This window comes from Vibrio sp. ABG19, assembly GCF_029962385.1.
Taxonomy (GTDB): Bacteria; Pseudomonadota; Gammaproteobacteria; order Enterobacterales; family Vibrionaceae; genus Vibrio; species Vibrio ostreae.
Window position 1 is genome coordinate 241,423 of record NZ_CP071708.1, and the last position, 18,902, is coordinate 260,324.

Genomic DNA, 18,902 nt, shown 5'->3' on the forward strand with positions numbered 1-18,902 from the left:
TAACGGCCGGATTCAAGCCCCTCAGCAGACTTAAATGAGGGTTCTGCGGTTGAAGTGCTATCAACTCGACCCAGTATGACACAGTGCAAATATCCGCCCTAAAAGACAAACAATTCCAATATCTTGCATATACTTAAACACAGTTGAACTTTTATCACGCCCGAACATTTCAGGAGATCACTATGACCTCAGCTCTACGCAGAACGAAAATTGTCACCACTTTAGGGCCTTCAACCGATAAAGGGGAAATACTGGAAGCCATCATTCGTGCCGGCGCGAATGTGGTACGCATGAATTTTTCCCACGGCAGTGCCGATGATCACAAACTGCGCGCGCAGAAAGTGCGTGAAATTTCCGCCCGACTGGGTAAACACGTCGCCATTCTGGGTGACTTACAAGGGCCAAAAATCCGGGTATCGACCTTCAAGGAAGGAAAAATCGAACTGGTCGAAGGTGAACGATTCATTCTGGATGCCGAACTCGCGCCCGGCGAAGGTGATAAAGATGCGGTAGGCATAGACTACAAAGCACTGCCCAATGACGTACAACGGGAAGATATCCTGCTGCTCGATGACGGCCGGGTACAATTGCAGGTGATTAGCGTTGAGGACAATAAGATCCATACCAGCGTTCTGGTCGGTGGAACATTATCAAATAATAAAGGTATTAATAAGAAAGGCGGCGGACTGTCTGCCCATGCGTTAACGGAAAAAGACAAACGCGACATCCTGCTGGCGGCTGAAATCAAAGTGGACTATCTGGCGGTCTCTTTCCCGCGAAACGGCACCGATATGGATTATGCCCGCCGTCTGGCACGCGATGCCGGCCTTGAAGCGCGTATGGTCGCGAAAGTCGAACGGGCCGAAACGGTCGCCAGCGATGAAAACATTGATGACATTGTCCGGGCATCCGATGTCATTATGGTCGCTCGCGGCGATTTGGGGGTTGAGATTGGTGATCCGGAGCTGATTGGCGTGCAGAAAAAACTGATTACCCGAGCTAAATCGCTCAACCGCGTCGTCATTACGGCGACTCAGATGATGGAATCGATGATCACTAATCCGATGCCAACCCGCGCAGAAGTGATGGACGTGGCCAATGCGGTGCTGGACGGCACCGATGCCGTGATGCTGTCAGGAGAAACGGCGGCCGGCAAATATCCGGTAGAAACCGTCAAAGCCATGGCCGAAGTGTGTATCGGGGCAGAGAAAATGTTTGAAGCCAATCAGCAGAACTACCGGATTGACCGCTCATTTTCGACCGCCGAAGAGACAGTGGCGATGTCGACAATATACGCTGCGAACCATTTGGAAGGGGTTAAAGCCATGGTCAATCTGACTGAATCAGGCCGGACCTCACTGATGACTTCACGTCTTAATTCCATCTTGCCTATCTTTGCCATGTCACGCAATGACAGCACACTCAACCGCTGTGCTCTGTACCGCGGCGTCATGCCATTTTATTTCGACAGTAAACAAGGTGAAGGCTTTGAAGTGGCTCAGGCTGCGCTGGAAGCGCTGAAAGAGAAAAAACTGCTGGCGTTTGGTGACCTGGTGATCATCACCCAGGGCGATATCATGGATGTGGAAGGCTCAACCAACTGTATGCGTATTTTACCGGTACTGTAAAATTCGTAATAGCTGAAACAGGGGCTCAAAGCCCCTGCTTTTATAATAGTGAAATCAACAGCTGCGAGATGCTGACCTATTGGTATCTATCGGGCTATTCATCCAAATCGGGCTGCACCGACTTGTGCTGCTTGATTCGTTCAGCTTGCACATCTTCCGCTATCTGATACATGCGGACAAAACGATACCCAGCTTCAAGCCCGAGTTCATAATCGTGCAGCAGATCATCCTTATTACTGAGCAGTGAACTGGAACGCAATGGTTCGCTCGGAGCAACCTGAACAATAAAACTGTCGTCGGGCGGATTGCGCAAAAAGTCACAGGTCAGCGAATAGGTTTGATAGTGTACCATCAGCATATCCGCCAGGCCGGAATCAAATTTATCACCAATCAAATGGCTGAGACGATAGATGTCATCCGCACCAAACAACCAGCGCCCGCCATTCAGGGTACTGAGATGCTTCTGCTCAATTTTCTGTTGTTTCGCCTTTTCGATCTGCTGGTTAAAAAATCCGTTCCAGTCTTGTTTCCATTGCAGCAGTTTACTCTGCCACTGAGTCTGAATGGTGTTGACCGAATCACGAAACCATTTCACCGGCTCTGTCGGCTGCACCGATTCCAGCGGCATATCAGGTTCTTCGGAAAAGCTTTCCGTGCGAATGACGCCAATAAAACGCGCTTCACGCCGCCAGGCTTCCTGAACCGGAATGGATGCAGAGACCCCACCATCAATATAATTTTGATTGGCAAGTTCCACTTCACGCGGATACAGACCGGGAATCGCGCACGTTGCAATCAGCACTTCACGCCATTCAGGGCCGAGAATCGGAAAATAAAAATCGCTCAGCGTCCGGGTCGACGTCACCGCGGCAAATGCCTTACGTTGCCCCAGTACCTGACGTCCCATGTCCATATCCAGCCGATAAGGGAAGTCACAGATTCTATCCAGCGCCCAGTCGAGGTCCATATATTGCTTACGACGGATATAACTGAACAGATGGAAAAAACGAGGGTCAGTCGTCAGATCAACGATAAAAGATTTACCCAGCTCCGGCTGGCGACACAAAAACGAGCTGAGATTTAATGCCCCCGCCGAGGTTCCGTAAAACTCATCAAACGGGTCAAAATTTGACAGCATAAAGGCATCCAATACCCCGGCTGTGAAGATACCGCGTTGTCCACCGCCCTGCGCAACCAACGCTTTTTTTCCGCCAATAAATTTAGACAACCGGCTGATATCAACCAGAGTATCTAATTCAGAGACTGTTCCACTATTTTTCATCAGCAGAACCCTTTTACTTAATTTGAAATGGCTATTGTTCCAAAGCCAATCAATACTACAAACACGGCCACCACCACACACAGTGCAAATTTGAGATCGCGTTCCATACACACCTCCTCGTGTTAATCAGACAACGCCATCCTTCCCACTAACATTTTGATAGCTAAAAAGGAAAGTAGAGCCGGGTTGGATACAGGCACACGATAGCGTCTGTTAAAGCATAACCAGTGGTGCGACGCATGTTCAAGAATTGCTGGTTTTTCGTGCACGATTATGAAGTTACTATCACAATTACTCAACCACCCGAAAATAATTTTGAGGTTTGTGATGCGCTCGCTTCAATTTATCGTTTTTGTGTTTGGTTGTTGGCTCTCTGCCACGGCCACGGCTGACGTTTACCTGACACCCTCCACCGGTTACGCACTGGGTGGAAAAGTGGAAGACAATACCGGCCAGTCTTATGACCTCAACGCCTCTTCCACGCTGGCAATCACACTGGAAGTGCCATTTCAAACCGGCCGGGTAGGTCTGTTCTACGCCCGGCAGTCTACCGATGTCGACATAGTCGAGGATCAAGCGACGCTGCACTACCTGTTGTTTCAGAGCCGGATTAATTATCAGCTTGAGTCCAACTGGAGCAGTTACCTGGGCGCAGGCCTCGGCGCTTCCTACTTTGATGCCAGCTGGGTCGGTAACAAATCCGGATTCGCAGCCAGCATTTTCACTGGGCTCGACTATCATATAACTTCATCCGTTGCACTCAGCAGTCAGATTCGCTGGCTCGGAACCGTGGTCGATAATGAAACCAGTGCGTTGTGCAGCCTGCCGGAACCGGGACGCTGTATTGTGCGCTTTCAGTCAGACTGGATGAACCAGTTCTCGGCCAATCTGGGTCTGACCATACGCTTCTGAGTTAATAGCACCGCATTGGAGAGATTCACTAGTGTGTGTATATATTTCAGTCAGACACTCTAGCGATAAATACAGTTTTATCAATTGCTATAGCTCTTCAGTCCAGTTTTACAGTCTGGATATTTTAAATTATATAAAATTTTTCACTAACCAAAGAACAAAAAAACAACAAACAAACCACTAAACCAGCACAACATCATGTTTACAATCTATTGCCATGAGCGGCAGATATCTGTAGTCTCGATAGCAATGCGTAGCTGATTATTTCAGATTCCGCAAACACACATCGTAAAACTAAGAACAATATTCTGAGATCTCGACTAGCTTACAAAACTTATAACTAACATTTTGCTAATTACTGGATGATAGGCCATTTTTTTAACAAGTTAGCCATATTCTGATTGGTTATCTCCTATCCTGTTCCTTATTAGCTGTAGTGAAAGAGATGCTTCATACCTCAGGGATTATTAAGGAGTAACTTATGAAGCGAGAACAATGGGGTTCCCGAGCCGGTTTTATTCTGGCTGCTGTGGGCTCAGCAGTGGGACTGGGAAACATCTGGCGTTTCCCGTACATGGCGTATGAAAACGGCGGTGGCGCCTTCTTCATTCCTTACCTGTTTGCCATGATCACCGCCGGTATTCCGTTTATGATCCTGGAATTCTCTATGGGTCAGCGTAACCGCGGTTCAGCTCCGGCGACGCTGTCACGTATTAACGCAAAATTTGAATGGCTGGGCTGGTTCCAGGTAGGCGTTGCCGCTGTGATTGGGGTTTACTACGTCGCTGTTATCGGCTGGGCGATCTCCTACTTTGGTATGTCGTTTGACCAAAGCTGGGGGACAGATACTAACGCCTTCTTCTTTAGTGAATATCTGGGCCTTGGTGACAACTCTCCGACCAACCTGGGCGGCATTCAGTGGAAGATCGTGCTGGCAATGGTGATTGCCTGGGCCGTCACTTACGCTGCGATCGTTGGCGGGGTTAAATCCGGTATCGAACGTGCTTCTAAAGTGATGATGCCTGTACTGTTTGTCATGGTACTGCTGCTTATCGGTCGTATGCTGTTCCTGCCAGGTGCACTGGATGGTGTGAACTACATGTTCCAGCCAGATTTCAGCAAAATCTGGGATGTGAAAGTGTGGGCAGCCGCTTATGGCCAGATCTTCTTCACCCTGAGTATCGGCTTTGCCATCATGCTGGCTTACTCCAGCTACCTGCCGCAAAAATCAGACATCACCAACAACGCATTTATGACGGTGTTGCTCAACTGTGGTTTCTCGATTCTGGCCGGTATCATGATCTTTTCGGTACTGGGTTACATGGCGCAGGAGCAAGGTAAACCGCTGACGGAAGTTGTCTCTGCCGGTGTAGGCCTGGCGTTCGTTACTCTGCCAGCGGCGATTAACCTGCTGCCACTGCCTTACGTATTTGGCCCACTGCTGTTCCTGGCACTGATCGTCGCCGGTCTGAGCTCACACATTTCGATTCTGGAAGCCGTAACTTCAGCCGTGATCGATAAAATGGGCTGGAGCCGTAAGAAAGCGGCCAACATCGTTATCGGTGTCAGCTTCATCGTATCCATGGCTTTTGCAACCAACGGCGGCCTGCTGCTGCTGGATCTGGTAGACCACTTCGCTAACAACATCGGCATCATGTCGAGCTGTCTGGTTGAACTGGTGCTGATGACCTGGCTGGTTAAAGTGTCTGATGCGCGTAAATACGTTAACTCAGTATCCGATTTCGCGGTTGGCATTTGGTTCGATATCTGTCTGCGCTTTATCTCACCAGTTATTCTGGCCATCATTGTGGTGACTAAGGTGAAAACTCTGATGACCGAAGGCTACGGCGGTTACGATCTCACACTGGGCTGGGCGCTGATTGGCGTACTGTTTATCATTGGTGTCGCGGTGAACGCGATGAGCCGTAAGGAGAATAACGCATGACCACTGGTGCAATCATCATGATGATTCTGGGTTTAGGGATTACCTGGGGTGGCGCAGCCATCTGTATCCGTAAAGCGATGAATAAATCACAGTAATCACGTTTATTGAACACCAAGTTCAGTTGAACGTAAAAAGCCGGCAACTCAGTTGCCGGCTTTTTTATTCATCCACTCTTGAATGAACCTGCTCTCTGACTTGTCGTGACATGACTTGCCATGCAGTCAGACAAAAACCGCTTAGAAACGGTATGTCACACCCAGAGCTGCGCCAAGTTGAAGCTCGGTATCATTATGCAGCTGCAGTTCAGGGTGAACCTGACCATAAACATTCAGATTCTGGTTAATTTGCCAATCCAGCCCCAGCGGCACACGTGCGCCAAAGTCATCATCCCACTCAGCCCAGCCACCGACACCAACATACCAGTCAAAAGGGACATCCGGGTTATTAAAGCTGCCACGTTTTGCAATGTAATCGAACGCCGCACCTTGGTTACCCAGAGTAAAACGATATTGGTTGTTGACTTCCAGCACAGCGCTCAGCTGCTGATCGACCGCCAGGCCGACTTTCAGGTTAGGATCCTGCTGAGCATATGCTCCGGCCGACAAACTCAGCAGTGCCACTGTCATCCCTAGTTTTTTCATTTATTGATACCCTTTATTAATTGTTTTAACACTACAAACTTTAGTTCAGGTCCGGCAGGGATATGTCAACCAAGGGTAAAGGGAATTCAAGGCTCCTGTAGAGAAACCATCAGAGTACAATCAGTTTTTTTACAGCATGGACAGGTTTATTGCAGCATGGACAGGGTTGTTGCGGGGTGATTCAGGTATTAAAGAATAGCGAGACAGCCATCGCTAAGACATAGGTCACTGGAACAGAAAAAGGAGGCCAAGCCTCCTTTTCATCATCAGTGCATATTGAAGCATGCGGTTCACCACCAGGCACCTTCAGCCCGGTGGCGCACACGGATCAACTGTGGTTACGAATCCACTCATCCATATCGGTTTTCAGATTATCTGACTTGGTACCAAAAATTGCCTGCACTCCGCCAGATACCACAACCACGCCTGCTGCGCCGAGTTTCTTCAGCTTATCTTGATCCACTGCGTCAGTATCTGCCACAGAGACCCGCAGACGAGTGATACACGCATCCAGATTAGTAATATTGGCTTTGCCCCCGAAAGCAGCCACCAACTCACCAGCCATTTCTGTGCCTGACGCTGTGGTGGTATCCGCGCTTTCATCTTCACGCCCCGGCGTTTTCAAATCCAGTGCGCGGATAACAAAAGTGAACACCACGTAATACAGCACCGCATAAGCCACACCCAGACCGACCAGCAGTAACATGTTATCGGCTCGGGAGGACTGCACGACAAAGTCAATAAAACCGTTTGAGAAGGTATGACCATGCACCACGCCCAGAGAGTTAGTCAGCACGAATGCTAAACCCGCCAGCAGCGCATGAATGCCGTATAGCACCGGTGCAATAAACAGGAACGAGAATTCGATCGGCTCTGTAATACCGGTCAAAAACGACGTCAGTGCTGCTGAAGCCATGATACCCATGACTTTAGCCCGGTTCTCAGGCTTGGCACAATGTGCTATCGCAAATGCAGCGGCAGGCAGACCAAACATTTTAAACAGGTAACCCCCCGCCAGCTGACCAAAACCATTCCCGGCCGCACGAGACGCATCGTCGGCGGTCAGGAAACAAGTCATGATACCGTGTACCGTTTCACCAGCACCGTTAACACAAGTCCCGGCTTCGTAGAAAAAAGGAACGTTCCAGATATGGTGCAGGCCAAATGGGATCAGAGAGCGCTCAACCACACCGTAAATACCGAATGCCAGAACAGGGTTTTGATGGGCAGCCCAGTCTGAGAACGAAGCGATCACAGCACCGATTGGCGGCCAGATAAAAGAGAGGATGACACCCAGAATGATAGATAAGAAACCGGTGATAATCGGCACGGCGCGTTTGCCGGCGAAAAAGCCCAGGTAATCAGGCAACTGAATTTTATAAAAGCGGTTAAAAGCCCACGCAGCGACACCACCAGCCAGAATACCACCTAACACACCGGTATCTATGCTGTCGACACCCATGGCAGCAGCCATTGCTTTAAGGGTAGCGACCATAATACCGTATCCGACGATAGCCGATAAACCTGACACACCATCGTTGTTGGTAAAGCCCAGAGATACCCCCACCGCAAACAATAATGCCATCTGGCCGAATACTGAACCACCGGCCTGCTCCATCAGATGGGAAACAATTTCGGGTAGCCAGCTAAAATTAGCCGCCCCTACCCCAAGCAGAATACCCGCAACTGGCAGCACTGATACTGGAAGCATCAGCGCCTTACCGACTCTTTGCAGGTTAGCAAACGAGTTCTTAAACATGTTTATGCTCCTGAACGAATTATTAGCATTGTTGGGTTCTAAACGGCTTGCCCCACAGCCTAAATGTTAGCACCCGATAAAAATGTCACCACCTGTGTATTATATTTTCCGCCACCAGCCAATTAATGACAATTCTCAACCTTTGCTCAGGATGACGGCTATTTATGACCACTTTTTTGTCTGCATCACAATTTCGGGGATTTTATGTGCCTGACGTGGGCAGGTTCACAAACCGAAGTACTGGTCAGGATGTCAGCAGGGCAACACTCAGCGGGACAGCAATAGGCTGCTGGAGCGACAAGAATAGATAAGACAAAAAAGCCCGCAATTAAGCGGGCTAGTTACTTTGTTACTACTGAGTCAGGCCTTACTCCGTGCCCGGGTTTCATGCAGCGGCTCAACATTGTACATGTAGAGCTGAATCGCCGAATAGGCGGCATACAATCCCAGCGTGGCACAAAAAAAGACAATTTTCTCTTTTTCGCGCGATAAGTACGTCGACAAATCTTTAGCTTTGATCCACTGACCACTGTCGACCCGCAGCAGGTATTTTCCCAGAGACTTCCCTATCAGCTTAAAACAGAGAGTACTGAATCCAAGATATATCCCGATAAAGATTAACAGCATCGCCAGTACAATCAGTAACAGAACTGGCAGAGCCAGATTGTCATTCAGTGACATGCCTCCGCTCTTCTCAGCGAAGACACCTGTTACCACCACCATCAGAACCGACATCACCGCTTGCGTGAACATCTTGGCCACCATCAAATCGATGATAAAAGCGCCGGTTCTTCTGAATTTGTCTCCGCTATTCATTACTTACCAAGCAGAGAGTTGATTTGTGCTTTGTAACCTGCAGCTTCTGCGCCGTAGATTGCCTGGATACCAGTTTCGCCAACTTTAACCAGACCACGAGCACCCAGCTCTTGAGTCCAGTGTTCGTTGCCTTTCACCTGTGCGCCATCTTTAACAGTGATACGCAGACGAGTGATACATGCATCCACATCAACGATGTTTTCTGCACCACCCAGAGCTTCAATCATGTCTTTCGCTTTCTGGTTGTCACCAGCTGCACCGCCTTTTGCTGCGTGGTAGTCTTTCTTAGAAACCACGGCAACTGCGCTGCCTTTACGGCCTGGAGTCTTGACGTCGAACTTCACGATGAACCAACGGAACACGAAGAAGTAAACGAACGCGTAAGCGATACCAACTAGCGGGATGAAGTACCAGTTGTTCTCAACACCAGTCACACCTGGCAGTACACCAAACAGAGCGAAGTCAATGAAACCGCCACTGAATGTCATACCAACTTTAACATTGAGCATATCCATCAGCAGGAATGACAGACCTGCCAGCGGCACGTGCACTGCATAGTACAGAGCTGGAGCCAGGAACAGGAAGGTAAATTCGATTGGTTCAGTGATACCAGTCAGGAATGCAGTCAGAGCAACTGAGAACAGAAGACCACCGGCTGCTTTTTTGTTCTCGTCATCCGCCAGAGTGTACATAGCGTACGCTGCTGCTGGCAGACCGAACATCATGAACGGGAACTTACCAGTCATGAAGTTGGTTGAAGTAAATTGAGAGAAGTCACCGCTTGCCAGAGAAGCGAAGAACATGTTCTGTGTACCCTTGATCACTTCACCAGCGATAGTCGCAGTACCGCCGATTTCAGTTTGCCATAGTGGCAGGTAGAACACGTGGTGCAGACCAACAGGGATCAGAGAACGCTCGATGATACCGAAGATCAGAGACGCAACGTAACCGTGGCCACTTGCAGTCATCTCACCCAGAGCCGCACCGATTGCACCGAACGCAGCACCAAAGAATGGCCAGATAAAGGTCAGAACGATGCCGTAGAACAGCGCAGCAAATGCACTAATAATTGGAACAAAACGTGCGCCACCGAAGAAACCCAGGTAATCAGGTAGTTTCGCGTCGTGGTATTTGTTATGCAGAACAACCGTGATAGCACCTGCGATCAGACCACCGAACACACCCATACTCAGTGTGTTGCTGATACCCAGCACATCAGCCAGTACGCCCGGGTATTCGCTGCCCATCAGTACGACTGTGTTAGAGTCCAGGTTGATCATGTTCGCTACAGTCAGCGTTTTCGCGATTGCAACGTTCATTACCAGGTATGAGATCAACGCAGCCAGTGCAGCAGCACCTTTTTCAGCACGCGCAAAACCCACGGCGATTGCCAGCGCAAACATAACTGGCAGGTTAGCAAATACGATGCCGCCAGCGGCAGTCATTACTTGCAGGAAGCTATTCAGAATAGTTCCGTCCTGAAGCACACTGATGTTGTACGCTTCGATCATTGTTGGGTTAGTAAAACTACCCCCGATACCCAGCATGATACCCGCCGCTGGTAACAGCGCGATGGGTAACATAATGGACTGTGAAAGTTTACTAAAGAAACCTTTCATACGTTTATGCTCCTGATTAAGTTATTAGTATTCTTGAGTTCCAACGGCACACCCCCGTAGCCTCAGTGTTGGCCCTCAAGGAAAATGTAACGCGAATGTCATTATATTTTCCGGCTCTAAATATATCTTGATGCCCCTCAAGCTTTCTAGCGACTAATGAAATTTAGTTTCAAATTATTAGACAGATCACAATACCCACCACAGAGTGAAATCCTTTACATTTCATCTATCTAGCTGTTTTTAATGATAAAAAAATAACTAATCATTAATTTCATGCAGTAAATAAAATAGAGCCAATTGTTATTTTACGTAACAAAATTTCATTTCCGCATTTTAAAGCCAGATTTCCAACACATTTGGTGAACAACAGGCACGCCAATGCACTAAAGCGCCATTATGTATAAAAAACAACCCATACCGAGCCGTTTTTCACAATGATTTATTTTTTATCGTAAAAAAAGTTGCTGGAAATTTTGGGTGGTTTTTTCAGCGACTTCCTTAAGAGAGACACCTTTGAGCTGCGCAATATAAGCCGCGACTTCAACCACATATGCCGGTTGGTTTTGCTTACCGCGGTGCGGAACCGGCGCCAGATAAGGCGAATCGGTCTCAATGAGCAGGCGCTCTAGTGGTAACTGCTTCACCACATCTTTCAGTTCTTGCGCCTGGCGAAAGGTGACGATACCGGAGATAGAAATGTAAAAACCCAGCTCCATCGCCGCCTCCGCAAACGCCAGATCCTCGGTAAAACAGTGAATGACACCACCACAGCGCTCCGCTCCGCCCGCACGCAGAATATCCAGTGTATCCTGACGGGCATTTCGGGTATGAATAATCAGCGGCTTGTTGAGCGCTACTGCTGTTTCGATATGCTGCTTAAATCGCTCTTGCTGGAGCGGCGCCGTTTCCGGCTCATAATGGTAATCCAGACCGGTTTCACCAATCGCAACCACTTTGGGATGTGATGCATATTCCTGAAAACGGGCGAGTTCAAAATCACTCGCAACATCGAGCGGGTGTACGCCACAGGAAGCGTAAACATTATCGCAAGGCGTGATCATTTCCAGCATGCCGGCAAATGAATCCAGAGTTACCCCGACCGAAAGCAGCTGTTTTACATTAGCCTGCCTGGCCTTTTCTATCACATCTTCGATGCCGTTATGTAATTCATCATAATCGAGTTTATCGAGATGACAGTGCGAATCTACAAACATGCTTCCTCATTTAATTTCAGTAACCAATCAGTGATCAGCAGCTCACCGTTCAAACCGGTGAACGTTCTCAGTTGTTCTATCAGTTTAGCCAGACGGTCAGTCTGTTGCTGTAACTGAGCAAAGTTCATCAGCCCGGCAACCTGTTCACAACCCGGCGTAAAATACGCCTGCCGAATGCCAAACTGCACTTTCTGCGCATCTGTCAGCAAATACCATAACCAGCTTAAACGTTGTACCGGCTGCGCTGCCGCCGCTTTGGCGCAATTGATCAATGCACTGACATCACCTTGCAGCGCAGCAATAAACTGACTTTCCAGCGCGCTGTAATCCGCCACTCCCCCTTCGGCAATGAATACCTGCGTGGTCAATGGCGCATTGGCATGAATGTGCGCGGCATAAGGCGGCACGCTTTTATCCAGAGTCTCACTCAGCCAGCAAGACACCATCTGTGTCGCTGGTTCTGCGACGTTGATTTGCTGACAGCGGCTCACTATGGTCGGCAGAATATGACTAATGCGCGTCGTCACTAACACAAACACGCACTTACCTGCCGGTTCTTCCAGCGTTTTGAGCAGCGCATTGGCTGCCGATTCATTCATCGCTTCGGCAGGTTCAATCACTATCAGCCGGTAGCCGGACAGTTGCGACGATTCCTGCGCCAGACGATTACAGTGACGAATTTGCTCAACACTGATGGAACGGCCCTCTTTTTCTGGCCGAACCACATGATAGTCAGGATGATTCCCCGACTGCATCAAATCGCAGCTGTGGCAAAACCCGCACGCTTCACCGTCCTGCGCTGAACACATCAGTGCCGCGGCAAATGGTTCAACCAGCTGAAAGGCGCCCACACCAGCCGGCGCTGCAATCAGGGTCGCAGCAGAAAAGGTCTGGTTTTTAAGCCGTGCCTGCCAGGACAACCAGGCATCATTCAGCCAGGGATAAATCGGTTGCATCGCCTAAACCACCTTGAACCAGGAGTCCAGCGCCTGACGAATACTGTTCGCCACTTCTGCCATACTCTGGGCGGCATCGATGATCACTACCGACTCATCAGCGCGGGCGATCTCCAGATAACGCTCGCGGGTACGTTCAAAAAAGCTGATGTCCATTTTTTCTATCCGATCCAGTTCGCCACGGCCGCGGGCGCGTTCCAGGCCAAGCTTAGGGTCAATATCCAGATACAGCGTCAAATCCGGCTTAAAATCACCAAGCGTGGTCTGTTTCAGATTATGCAGGGTCTCGGCTGCAATTTGCCGACCTCCGCCCTGGTACGCTTGTGAGGACATATCATGACGATCACCCACAACCCAATCGCCTCGGTTTAACGCCGGCTTAATCACGTTCTCAACTAACTGCACGCGTGCTGCGTACATCAGCAGCAGCTCTGTAATATCCTGCAGCACTTCACCGTCATGCTCTTCCTTAACCAGCGAGCGCATTTTTTCCGCCAGCACAGTCCCGCCCGGTTCACGAGTGCGGGTGATATGGTCGATACCCTGCGCGTGCAGCGCTTCAACCACAGCCTGGATAGCCGTGCTTTTACCGGCCCCTTCCAGGCCCTCTACTACGATAAATTTTGCATTCATGGGTTTTATCTTTGCTAATCGCTATGTTTACTGCTGTCTGAGCTGTTTCAGGTACGCACGCACCGCACGATTATGCTCGGTCAGACTTTTAGAAAATACGTGGCCACCGTTACCGCTGGCGACAAAATACAGATACGCGCTTTGCTCCGGATTAAGAGCTGCCGCGATAGATGCCTCACCCGGCATTGCTATCGGTGTTGGTGGTAAGCCGTTAATCACATACGTATTATACGGGGTGGCTGTGCGCAAATCTTTACGACGGATATTACCATCATAACTCTCGCCCATTCCGTAAATTACCGTCGGATCCGTCTGCAAACGCATCCGCTTATTAAGACGGTTGACAAACACCGAAGCAACCCGGGTACGCTCTTCTTCCACCGCCGTCTCTTTCTCAATAATGGACGCCAGTATCAGGGCCTCATAAGGCGATTTTAGTGGTAAATCCGGTTGACGCTGCTGCCAGGCGCTGTCCAGAATGGCTTCCAGTTTGGCGTGTGCCCGTTTCAGAATGTCCAGATCGCTGGTGCCCTTGGTAAAGTGGTAGGTCTCGGCCAGAAACAAACCCTCCAGTTTTTTCTGCTCCACACCCAGTAACTGCGCAATCTCGGCTTCTGATTTGCCGGCCAGAGTATGTTCCAACTGCTCATCATGTGCCAGCATAGCCAACCACTCATTAAAACGGCTGCCTTCCACAAAGGTGATCGCAAACTGGTGCTCTTTCCCGGATACCAGCAAATTCAACGCATCACGCAGCGTGCTTTGCGGCTCTACCTGATAGGTACCTTTCTTTATCTGAACCAGTTCCGGATGGAAACGACGCACCAATTTGGCGGCAAAACTATGCGTAATCCACTCCTGGCGGGTCATCTGAGTCAGCGCACTATTCAGACTGGTTCCTGCGTTGACCGTGAACAGTTGTTTAGTTTCGATACCCAGCGGCTGAGTGAGATAATCTTCAACTTGCTTAGTGACATAGAAATAGCCGACTGCGGCCAGTGCCAGCAGAGTAAACAGCAGTGAAACGAGTTTTTTAATCACGAATGAAAGCTCTCCTGAAAGCGTCGTGTGTAGTGACCGATTGGGTATGCCCGTCCGCCAATTTCAATCACCGGAGCGGTTTCCATAATAGCATTGGAGATAAACACCTCATCGGCATCCGCAAGATGGTCGAGCTTAAACGTCCCGCTCTCGAGGTTCAATCCCAAATCGGGCGCTTGCTCAACAATCAGCCGCCGCGCCACACCAGCTACCCCTGAGTTGCTCAGGTCCGGTGTGTACAAAGTATCGCCTTTCCGCCAGAATAAATTCGCCATGGTGGTTTCGACCACATGCTGATTCAGGTCAAGGCACACGCCGTCGGCATAGCCGGCCTGATCCATTTCTGCTTTGAGCAGCACCTGCTCCAGGCGGTTATTGTGTTTGTGACCCGCCAGCATCGGGTTGAGCCCCATACGATGGTGACAAACGCCGAGACGAATCCCCTCCTGCTGCCAGGCGGCATAGTGAGCAGGATATGAAAAATGACTGATAGTCACGTCAGGATGAAGTAAATTGGCCGGGCTATAACCACGTCCGCCTTGACCGCGGCTGATATGCAGCTTAAGGCCTGCTTTGTCATCCGCCAGCATCGCCTGCTGCAACCACAGGCTGATCGTGTCCCAGTCAGGCAGGGGAATACCCAGCACATTCAGGCACGCTTCCATTCGCTCAACATGATAGCACCAGTGCTCAATCCGGCCCTGCTTGGTCAGCATAGTGGTGAAGCAGCCATCACCATATTGAAACGAGCGATCCGAAACCGCGACCACATCCGTCAGTTCGCCATTGTGCCAGAACATATTCTACTCCCTGAAAAAAGAAACGGCTTAATGCTAAGCATCAAGCCGTTTCAACTCAAATATTTTCGCTAACTGTTGCGGTCAGGATTTTATACGCGTTTGAAAATCAGTGAACCGTTTGTGCCACCAAAGCCAAACGAGTTACACATAGCGTATTCCATACCTTCAACCTTACGCGCAGTATTTGGAACCAGATCCACACCCAGACCTTCTTCTGGATTGTCCAGGTTAATGGTCGGTGGAACAATCTGGTCTACCAAAGACATCACTGTAATGATTGCCTCTACTGAACCCGCAGCACCCAACAGGTGACCGGTCATCGACTTAGTCGAAGAAACCAGTACTTGCTCAGAGCCTGCTTCGCCCAGTGCACGCTTGATGCCTTTCACTTCCGCCACGTCACCAGCTGGTGTAGACGTGCCGTGTGCATTGACGTAACCGATTTGCGTACCAGTTAGGTCAGCATCACGCATCGCCGCCTCCATGGCCAGCGCACCGCCTGAACCATCTTCACTTGGTGAAGTCATATGGTAAGCATCGCCCGACATACCGAAACCAACGATTTCTGCGTAGATCTTCGCGCCACGAGCTTTCGCGTGTTCGTACTCTTCGATCACCATCACGCCTGCACCGTCACCCAGTACAAAACCATCACGGTCTTTATCCCAAGGACGAGACGCTTTCTGTGGTTCATCGTTACGAGTAGACAGCGCTTTTGCTGCACCGAAACCCGCCATACCCAGAGGGGTTGACGCTTTTTCGCTGCCGCCGGCTACCATGGCGTCTGCATCACCGTATGCAATCATACGAGCAGCATGGCCGATGTTGTGCAGACCTGTAGTACATGCAGTTGAGATCGCGATGTTAGGACCGCGCAGACCACGCATGATAGACAGGTTACCCGCTACCATGTTAACGATGGTAGAAGGAACAAAGAACGGGCTCACTTTACGTGGACCTTTCTCCATAAGCGCCTGATGACCTGTTTCGATCAAATCAAGACCGCCGATACCAGAACCGATGGCAACACCAACGCGAGGCGCGTTTTCTGCAGTGATGACCAGACCTGAATCGTCTAGCGCTTGGATACCCGCGGCAATACCGTACTGGATAAACAAATCCATTTTACGGGCATCTTTTTTAGACATGTACTCTTCGCAGTTAAAATCTTTTACCAGACCTGCGAAACGAGTAGAAAAATTTGTTGTATCAAAGTGCTCGATATTCACGATACCACTTTGACCAGCTAGCAGGGCTTTCCAAGAAGATTCTACTGTGTTGCCTACCGGTGACAACATACCCATGCCAGTGACAACGACACGACGCTTGGACACGATCATATTCTCCGGAAATGAAAATTCTATGAGAGATAATAGATGAGTGAGAAAAACTCAGGCGGCCAGAGGGCCGCCTGGGGAGAGCATTACTGAGCGCTGTTTACGTAGTCGATCGCAGCTTGAACAGTAGTGATTTTCTCTGCTTCTTCATCAGGAATCTCAGTGTCGAATTCCTCTTCAAGAGCCATAACCAGCTCAACAGTGTCAAGAGAATCAGCACCTAGGTCTTCAACGAAAGAAGCTTCGTTTTTAACTTCTGCTTCGTCTACACCCAGCTGTTCAACGATGATTTTCTTTACGCGTTCTTCGATGTTGCTCATTTTTACTTTTCCTTTACAGATTTCGCCTAATGCGATGATGCCGTAGTTTATTCGAACTAGTGAAAGTTGCAAGGGGCACCTTGCTGGTCAAACCACAAATTTGGCGATTTTAACCGAAATTCACACCATTTTTGACTTATATCATGCACAAATCTTGCGCATTTAAACGTTAAGTTTCAGGCGAAGTCAACCATTTACTTCACAGTTTGAGCTCACTTCGCCGCAAACTTAGCGTTAAACCATGTACATTCCGCCGTTAACGTGCAGAGTTTCGCCGGTAATGTACGCAGCTTCCGGAGATGCCAGGAAAGCCACAGCAGAAGCAATTTCACGTGGGTCACCCAGACGACCAGCCGGCACTTGTGCTAGTGTAGCAGCACGTTGCTCGTCATTCAGCGCTTTTGTCATATCAGTTTCGATAAAACCTGGTGCAACTGTGTTCACAGTCACACCACGTGAAGCAACTTCGCGTGCCATTGACTTAGTAAAGCCGATTACACCCGCTTTCGCTGCTGCGTAGTTAGTCTGACCTGCGTTACCCATCGTACCAACAACAGAACCCACATTGATGATACGACCATGACGTTTTTTCATCATACCACGCAGAACCGCTTTAGACAGGCGGAAGATAGATGTCAGGTTAGTATCCATGATATCTGTCCATTCATCATCTTTCATGCGCATCAGCAGGTTATCACGGGTGATACCCGCGTTGTTAACCAGGATGTCTACGCCACCGAATTCGTCATTGATGTTTTTCAGTACTGCTTCGATAGATTCAACATCGGTCACGTTCAGTGCCAGACCCTTACCATTGTCGCCCAGATAAGCGCTGATCGCTTCTGCGCCGCTTTCGCTGGTTGCAGTACCAATCACTTTCGCACCACGTGCTACCAATAGTTCCGCGATCGCTTTACCGATACCGCGACTTGCGCCAGTAACCAGGGCAACTTTGCCTTCCAGGTTCATGAAATCACTCATGTCTATTTCCTACTTTTACTTAACTGCGTCCAGTGAAGCGATATCGTTCACTGCTTGCGCGTTCAGCGTTTTCACAATACGTTTAGTCAGACCAGTCAATACTTTACCCGGGCCAACTTCAATCAGAGTCTCAATGCCTTGCTCACTCATCTTCTGCACGCCTTCAGTCCAGCGAACCGGGCTGTGCAGTTGGCGAACCAGTGCATCTTTAATTTTTGCCGGATCAGTTTCAGCCGCAACATCTACGTTGTTGATCACCGGAATTTGTGGCGCGTTGAACTCAAGTGCTTCCAGTGCCACAGCCAGTTTATCGGCTGCCGGTTGCATCAGAGCGCAGTGTGACGGTACTGAAACCGGTAGCGGCAATGCACGTTTGGCACCCGCTTCTTTACACAGTGCACCGGCACGTTCAACTGCGTCTTTCTGACCGGCGATAACCACCTGGCCTGGCGAGTTGAAGTTCACCGGGGACACAACGTCACCTTGCGCGGCTTCCTCACACGCTTTCGCAATCGCTTCATCGTCCAGGCCGATGATAGCAAACATAGCGCCGGTACCCGCAGGAACGGCTTCCTGCATCAACTGACCACGCAGTTCAACCAGTTTGATGGCCGCTTTAAAGTCAATCACACCGGCACAAACCAGTGCAGAGTATTCACCCAGGCTATGGCCGGCCAGCACTTGTGGCTGCTCCAGGCCCAGCTCCTGCCATACGCGCCAGATAGCAACGGATGACGCCAGCAGTGCAGGTTGAGTGCGGAAAGTCTGGTTGAGATCTTCTGCAGGGCCATTTTGAACCAGAGCCCAAAGATCGTAACCCAGAGCGTCAGACGCTTCTGCAAAAGTTTGTTTAACTACATCATACTGTTCGCCAAGCTCAGCAAGCATACCCACTGCCTGAGAGCCCTGACCCGGAAATACGATAGCAAACTTGCTCATGTTTTTTTCCTTAACTTAATAATGAATAAGGAGTCTTGCGACTCCTTAAGTCTGAATATTTATCGCGCGTTGCTGCTAA

19 protein-coding genes are annotated in these 18,902 nt (G+C 49.6%); 4 read left to right on the forward strand and 15 right to left on the reverse strand.

The features are described from left to right. Positions 1–182 precede the first annotated feature (182 nt). Positions 183–1,628 carry a pyruvate kinase gene (gene pyk / locus J0X00_RS07160; protein WP_282477811.1) on the forward strand — a complete coding sequence of 482 codons (1,446 nt, stop codon included), beginning with the start codon at positions 183–185 and terminating at the stop codon, positions 1,626–1,628. 94 nt (positions 1,629–1,722) lie between these two features. Here pyk and J0X00_RS07165 read toward each other — a convergent pair whose 3' ends face one another. Further along, positions 1,723–2,910: a patatin-like phospholipase family protein gene (locus J0X00_RS07165; protein WP_282477812.1), complete on the reverse strand. Its 1,188-nt coding sequence runs from the start codon at positions 2,908–2,910 to the stop codon at positions 1,723–1,725. A gap of 17 nt (positions 2,911–2,927) precedes the next feature. Further along, positions 2,928–3,017 (reverse strand): YnhF family membrane protein, encoded by a 90-nt coding sequence (locus J0X00_RS07170; RefSeq protein WP_136482755.1) that lies wholly within the window; start codon positions 3,015–3,017, stop codon positions 2,928–2,930. A gap of 220 nt (positions 3,018–3,237) precedes the next feature. Between J0X00_RS07170 and J0X00_RS07175 the strand changes: the two genes are divergently transcribed. The 3 genes from J0X00_RS07175 to J0X00_RS07185 all read left to right on the forward strand — a co-directional run bounded on the left by J0X00_RS07175 (position 3,238) and on the right by J0X00_RS07185 (position 5,862). Next, complete coding sequence (locus J0X00_RS07175; protein ID WP_282477813.1) at positions 3,238–3,822, forward strand: porin family protein; 585 nt, start codon at positions 3,238–3,240, stop codon at positions 3,820–3,822. A 481-nt stretch (positions 3,823–4,303) separates the two neighbouring features. Then, positions 4,304–5,767, forward strand: coding sequence for a sodium-dependent transporter (locus J0X00_RS07180; RefSeq protein ID WP_136482751.1), 1,464 nt, complete (start codon positions 4,304–4,306; stop codon positions 5,765–5,767). After that, the gene (locus J0X00_RS07185; RefSeq protein ID WP_136482749.1) at positions 5,764–5,862 is read left to right on the forward strand and encodes a MetS family NSS transporter small subunit; all 99 of its coding nucleotides are present in this window, start codon (positions 5,764–5,766) and stop codon (positions 5,860–5,862) included. Before J0X00_RS07180 ends, J0X00_RS07185 begins: the two co-directional genes overlap by 4 nt. A gap of 141 nt (positions 5,863–6,003) precedes the next feature. Here J0X00_RS07185 and J0X00_RS07190 read toward each other — a convergent pair whose 3' ends face one another. From J0X00_RS07190 to fabD, 13 genes are all read right to left on the reverse strand, one after another. After that, on the reverse strand, positions 6,004–6,408 hold the full coding sequence (locus J0X00_RS07190; RefSeq protein ID WP_282477814.1) for a hypothetical protein: 405 nt from the start codon (positions 6,406–6,408) through the stop codon (positions 6,004–6,006). A 328-nt stretch (positions 6,409–6,736) separates the two neighbouring features. Then, the gene (ptsG, locus tag J0X00_RS07195; protein WP_282477815.1) at positions 6,737–8,167 is read right to left on the reverse strand and encodes a PTS glucose transporter subunit IIBC; all 1,431 of its coding nucleotides are present in this window, start codon (positions 8,165–8,167) and stop codon (positions 6,737–6,739) included. A gap of 360 nt (positions 8,168–8,527) precedes the next feature. Further along, entirely contained in the window at positions 8,528–8,920 is a 393-nt protein-coding gene (locus tag J0X00_RS07200) for a hypothetical protein (RefSeq protein WP_282477816.1), read from the reverse strand. A gap of 62 nt (positions 8,921–8,982) precedes the next feature. Further along, positions 8,983–10,602 (reverse strand): PTS transporter subunit EIIC, encoded by a 1,620-nt coding sequence (locus J0X00_RS07205; protein ID WP_136482741.1) that lies wholly within the window; start codon positions 10,600–10,602, stop codon positions 8,983–8,985. A 446-nt stretch (positions 10,603–11,048) separates the two neighbouring features. Continuing rightward, on the reverse strand, positions 11,049–11,816 hold the full coding sequence (locus tag J0X00_RS07210; protein ID WP_282477817.1) for a YchF/TatD family DNA exonuclease: 768 nt from the start codon (positions 11,814–11,816) through the stop codon (positions 11,049–11,051). Further along, positions 11,807–12,772: a DNA polymerase III subunit delta' gene (gene holB / locus J0X00_RS07215; protein WP_282477818.1), complete on the reverse strand. Its 966-nt coding sequence runs from the start codon at positions 12,770–12,772 to the stop codon at positions 11,807–11,809. The genes J0X00_RS07210 and holB overlap by 10 nt, the downstream gene beginning before the upstream one ends. A gap of 3 nt (positions 12,773–12,775) precedes the next feature. Next, positions 12,776–13,405, reverse strand: a complete 630-nt coding sequence (tmk, locus tag J0X00_RS07220; RefSeq protein WP_136482735.1) for a dTMP kinase — start codon at positions 13,403–13,405, stop codon at positions 12,776–12,778. 27 nt (positions 13,406–13,432) lie between these two features. Beyond that, entirely contained in the window at positions 13,433–14,446 is a 1,014-nt protein-coding gene (gene mltG, locus J0X00_RS07225; protein ID WP_136482733.1) for an endolytic transglycosylase MltG, read from the reverse strand. Then, a complete protein-coding gene (pabC, locus tag J0X00_RS07230; RefSeq protein WP_282477819.1) occupies positions 14,443–15,246 on the reverse strand; it encodes an aminodeoxychorismate lyase in 804 nt (267 codons plus the stop codon). Before pabC ends, mltG begins: the two co-directional genes overlap by 4 nt. An 89-nt stretch (positions 15,247–15,335) precedes the next feature. Beyond that, on the reverse strand, positions 15,336–16,580 hold the full coding sequence (gene fabF, locus J0X00_RS07235; RefSeq protein WP_136483180.1) for a beta-ketoacyl-ACP synthase II: 1,245 nt from the start codon (positions 16,578–16,580) through the stop codon (positions 15,336–15,338). Between the two features lie 89 nt (positions 16,581–16,669). Beyond that, the gene (gene acpP / locus J0X00_RS07240; RefSeq protein WP_014204679.1) at positions 16,670–16,903 is read right to left on the reverse strand and encodes an acyl carrier protein; all 234 of its coding nucleotides are present in this window, start codon (positions 16,901–16,903) and stop codon (positions 16,670–16,672) included. A 234-nt stretch (positions 16,904–17,137) separates the two neighbouring features. After that, positions 17,138–17,872: a 3-oxoacyl-ACP reductase FabG gene (fabG, locus tag J0X00_RS07245; protein ID WP_136483179.1), complete on the reverse strand. Its 735-nt coding sequence runs from the start codon at positions 17,870–17,872 to the stop codon at positions 17,138–17,140. A gap of 27 nt (positions 17,873–17,899) precedes the next feature. Then, positions 17,900–18,823, reverse strand: coding sequence for an ACP S-malonyltransferase (fabD, locus tag J0X00_RS07250; protein WP_282477820.1), 924 nt, complete (start codon positions 18,821–18,823; stop codon positions 17,900–17,902). Between the last annotated feature and the right edge of the window lie 79 nt (positions 18,824–18,902).

Coding starts and splice junctions, on each gene's coding strand:
- holB (WP_282477818.1), bottom strand. CDS start 12,772: ATGCAACCGATTTATCCCTGGCTGAATGATGCCTGGTTGTCCTGGCAG.
- J0X00_RS07205 (WP_136482741.1), bottom strand. CDS start 10,602: ATGAAAGGTTTCTTTAGTAAACTTTCACAGTCCATTATGTTACCCATC.
- J0X00_RS07165 (WP_282477812.1), bottom strand. CDS start 2,910: ATGAAAAATAGTGGAACAGTCTCTGAATTAGATACTCTGGTTGATATC.
- J0X00_RS07210 (WP_282477817.1), bottom strand. CDS start 11,816: ATGTTTGTAGATTCGCACTGTCATCTCGATAAACTCGATTATGATGAA.
- J0X00_RS07200 (WP_282477816.1), bottom strand. CDS start 8,920: ATGTTCACGCAAGCGGTGATGTCGGTTCTGATGGTGGTGGTAACAGGT.
- J0X00_RS07180 (WP_136482751.1), top strand. CDS start 4,304: ATGAAGCGAGAACAATGGGGTTCCCGAGCCGGTTTTATTCTGGCTGCT.
- J0X00_RS07170 (WP_136482755.1), bottom strand. CDS start 3,017: ATGGAACGCGATCTCAAATTTGCACTGTGTGTGGTGGTGGCCGTGTTT.
- pyk (WP_282477811.1), top strand. CDS start 183: ATGACCTCAGCTCTACGCAGAACGAAAATTGTCACCACTTTAGGGCCT.
- J0X00_RS07175 (WP_282477813.1), top strand. CDS start 3,238: ATGCGCTCGCTTCAATTTATCGTTTTTGTGTTTGGTTGTTGGCTCTCT.
- ptsG (WP_282477815.1), bottom strand. CDS start 8,167: ATGTTTAAGAACTCGTTTGCTAACCTGCAAAGAGTCGGTAAGGCGCTG.
- pabC (WP_282477819.1), bottom strand. CDS start 15,246: ATGTTCTGGCACAATGGCGAACTGACGGATGTGGTCGCGGTTTCGGAT.
- fabD (WP_282477820.1), bottom strand. CDS start 18,823: ATGAGCAAGTTTGCTATCGTATTTCCGGGTCAGGGCTCTCAGGCAGTG.
- J0X00_RS07185 (WP_136482749.1), top strand. CDS start 5,764: ATGACCACTGGTGCAATCATCATGATGATTCTGGGTTTAGGGATTACC.
- J0X00_RS07190 (WP_282477814.1), bottom strand. CDS start 6,408: ATGAAAAAACTAGGGATGACAGTGGCACTGCTGAGTTTGTCGGCCGGA.
- fabG (WP_136483179.1), bottom strand. CDS start 17,872: ATGAACCTGGAAGGCAAAGTTGCCCTGGTTACTGGCGCAAGTCGCGGT.
- acpP (WP_014204679.1), bottom strand. CDS start 16,903: ATGAGCAACATCGAAGAACGCGTAAAGAAAATCATCGTTGAACAGCTG.
- tmk (WP_136482735.1), bottom strand. CDS start 13,405: ATGAATGCAAAATTTATCGTAGTAGAGGGCCTGGAAGGGGCCGGTAAA.